Source organism: Lactobacillus sp. UMNPBX16, from assembly GCF_002553775.1.
Lineage (GTDB): Bacteria > Bacillota > Bacilli > Lactobacillales > Lactobacillaceae > Lactobacillus > Lactobacillus crispatus.
In genome coordinates this window covers 1-3,232 of the sequence record NZ_PCYU01000089.1, presented here as the reverse complement: position 1 = coordinate 3,232, position 3,232 = coordinate 1, and the positions used below count along the sequence as shown (strand labels likewise).

The 3,232-nt window shown below is 32.5% G+C and carries 2 protein-coding genes and 2 pseudogenes; 3 read left to right on the top strand and 1 reads right to left on the bottom strand.

Going from position 1 to position 3,232, the window contains the following annotated elements; translation table 11 throughout:
* Positions 1-144: pseudogene (locus tag CP367_RS10495) on the bottom strand (IS256 family transposase); the annotation flags it as partial.
* Between the two features lie 208 nt (positions 145-352).
* On the opposite strand from CP367_RS10495, the gene CP367_RS10490 reads away from it, so the two are divergent.
* From CP367_RS10490 to CP367_RS10480, 3 genes and pseudogenes are all read left to right on the top strand, one after another.
* Positions 353-931 carry an alpha/beta hydrolase gene (locus tag CP367_RS10490; protein WP_233186519.1) on the top strand — a complete coding sequence of 193 codons (579 nt, stop codon included), beginning with the start codon at positions 353-355 and terminating at the stop codon, positions 929-931.
* A gap of 259 nt (positions 932-1,190) precedes the next feature.
* Complete coding sequence (abc-f, locus tag CP367_RS10485) at positions 1,191-2,702, top strand: ribosomal protection-like ABC-F family protein (RefSeq protein WP_089145469.1); 1,512 nt, start codon at positions 1,191-1,193, stop codon at positions 2,700-2,702.
* A gap of 404 nt (positions 2,703-3,106) precedes the next feature.
* Positions 3,107-3,232, top strand: a pseudogene (locus CP367_RS10480) (IS256 family transposase); the annotation flags it as partial.

The window sequence follows — 3,232 nt, the reverse complement described above, 5'->3', positions numbered from 1 at the left end:
GGCATAGGGATCATAGCCCAGAAAGGCAGTCAATTCAGCTTCTAGCAAGTTATTAACAGCCTGTTGTAGCTCTTTGCGCAATAAATCATTTATTTTGTCTGGATTGAATAGAGCTTGAGCAAAATCTTTGGTAAAATCATTCATGAAGGAGTTCTTCTTTCTGTATGTTTTTTTTTGTTCAAACCAATCATACGAGAAAGGAACTCCTTTTTCTAATGTTTAAAGAAATAAATTTAAGGAATCATTCATCCTTACACAAACTATTTTACAGTCTCGAATTTTCAAGTATTAATTAACTCAATATAATCATTTATGAAAATTGAAGTTAGAAATATTGAAAGAAGAGTGACTTATGGCACGAGTAGTAATTTTAATAGGAAGTCCGCACTATGATGGCGCCTCTCAAAAATTAGCAGATAATTTTGAAAAAGGAATAAAAGAAGCTGGAAATGATGTTTACCGTTATGATGCAGGTTTGCAAGGTGAAGGCCAGCCACATTTTTTGCAATTAGAACATGCACCAGGCATGGAAGTTGGTATTCCAGATAATGATTTGGTAGAAAAAGGAGCAATTCCTATTGGTGGTTTAACTTTTGATGGAATTCCTAATTCAATTAAGCAACCTAACGGGATGAAATTGAATAGTATGGGAAAGCCTAATAAGATGAATTCAACTTATAAGCAAATGACAGGTGTAAGAGAGCTTTATCTGAAAAATCATGTAAAGGTTCTAAATATTGTGGGTGATGTTGGTGATAAGACGGATGGAAGAGTCGATAATATCTCGACTTTGTCACTCCAATACCTAGTTAGTGGAGGTAATAGTTCTTATAGAGTTTTAAAGATAAATGGTAAAAATGCACAACATTCAAAACTGCATGAAAATGCTCAAGTTGATCAAGCATTAATTAAGTTTTTATGGAATAAATAGAGTTACTTAATATATCTATTGTAAAAGAATAAAACAGGTGCTATTATTACAGCATAATATTATTCAATGAAAGAAGGGTTTAGGTTGCGCTTTTAATCTTGTAATTAGCATCATAGTCCAAATAGTAATTTATATTATGGAGAGACTATGTACTTTTAGCAGGATTAAAGCCTAGGCCTTCGATTATTACAATTCATTTTCGTAAGGAGAGAGTCTATGCTTGCTAGAAGTATGGGCTCTTTTTGTGCGAGGTGGTTGGATGAGTAATCTTAAGATTAGTAGGTTATCTTTTGAATATGAAGACAGCAATAGATATATTTTTAAAAATCTTAACCTAGACCTTGATACTGATTGGAAACTAGGTTTGATTGGTCGAAACGGAAGAGGTAAAACTACTTTTTTAAACTTACTGCGAGGTAAGTATTGTGGAACTGGTCAAATTCAAGGTAATGCCAGCTTTTCATATTATCCTGTAAAAATTCAAAATTCTAAAAACATTACTTTTTATGAGTTACAAGATCAGGTTGCCTTTGAACAATGGAAGCTGGAACGAGAGTTAACTCTAATGAATTTAGATCCTGATTTATTATGGCAGCCTTTCAATACCTTGAGTGGTGGTGAGCAAACCAAAATTTTGCTAGCTTTATCATTTACAGATCAAGATTCTTTTCCTCTAATTGATGAACCAACTAATCATCTAGATGAGACAAGTCGTAAACAAGTAGCAGAATATTTAAATGGGCATGATCAAGGATATATTGTAGTCAGTCATGATCGAGATTTTTTGAATCAGGTAACTGATCATATATTAGCGATTGAAAATACAGCGATTCATTTGTATCAAGGAAATTATTCAACATATGAGGTAACTAAAAAAAGGCGAGATGATTTTGATCGTGAGAAAAATAAAAAACTTACAGAGCAAGTAAAAAAACTAAATCAAGAAAAGGTACAATTCCATAATTGGGCAGCTAAAATAGAGGCACGTAAGAAATTAGGAATGAAAACACAGCATATCATCAATCGTCGAACTAGATTAAATAAGGGAGCGATCGGACATCAAGCTGCAAAGATGATGAAGAAGTCGATTAATGCACGCAATCGCATGGATAAAAAGATTGCAGAAAAAGAAGGGATGCTAAAGAACATTGAGGCTGTTCCCTCTCTAACTATGAATTTTCAAGCAGACTATCATCGTGAGATTTTGCAACTTAATGATCTTAGCTTGCAACTAAAAAATAGTAGAGAACTATTTAAAAGCTTGACTTTGTCTTTGAATAATCATGAAATTATTGCTATTGAAGGTAAAAATGGTTCTGGAAAGTCAACATTAATTAAGTATTTACTGGGTATCTCTCAAAATCTAATTGCCAAAGGTAATTATGAGCTAATTGAAAGTTTGAAAATCTCTTATTTACCACAAGAATTTGTAATGTATAGCGGGTCATTAAAAGACTTTGCTAAAAAATATCATTTGTCTTATGAAGCTTTGTTGAGCAATCTTAAGAAAATGGGATTTGCGCGTGCTGATTTTACAACTAGAATTGAAAAAATGAGTATGGGACAACAGAAACGAGTAGCTTTGGCTAAGTCATTGACAGAACCTGCTAATTTATATTTATGGGATGAGCCAGCAAATTATTTAGATGTATTCAATCAAGATCAATTAATTAAGCTTCTTAAGAGTGTGAAGCCAACGATGTTACTAATTGAGCATGATCCTTACTTCATTACATCGGTAGCTGATCAGCAGATTAAATTAACAAATTAACTAGGTATTTCTATAAAATAATCTTATTAGGAAAAGTAAAATTGTAAGATATATTGGTTGGAAAGTCCGATTATCATAGGCAAATAAGCTATAGAGGTGATAAACATGAAAAATGAATTTTGTCACGATGAAATGAAATGTCAGAAAAATTGTCCTTGTGCAGATAAGGATGGCATTTGCCACTGCAAAATGGTAAATAGTAAAGAATGTGTTTGCAAGAGTCATTGTAAGGAACAAGAAAAGTAACAAAAGAGCGCCAGTAGATTTAGTTTAGAGACCGTAAAATAGTTTGTGTAAGGATGAATGATTCCTTAAATTTATTTCTTTAAACATTAGAAAAAGGAGTTCCTTTCTCGTATGATTGGTTTGAACAAAAAAACACATACAGAAAGAAGAACTCCTTCATGAATGATTTTACCAAAGATTTTGCTCAAGCTCTATTCAATCCAGACAAAATAAATGATTTATTGCGCAAAGAGCTACAACAGGCTGTTAATAACTTGTTAGAAGCTGAATTGACTGCATTACTG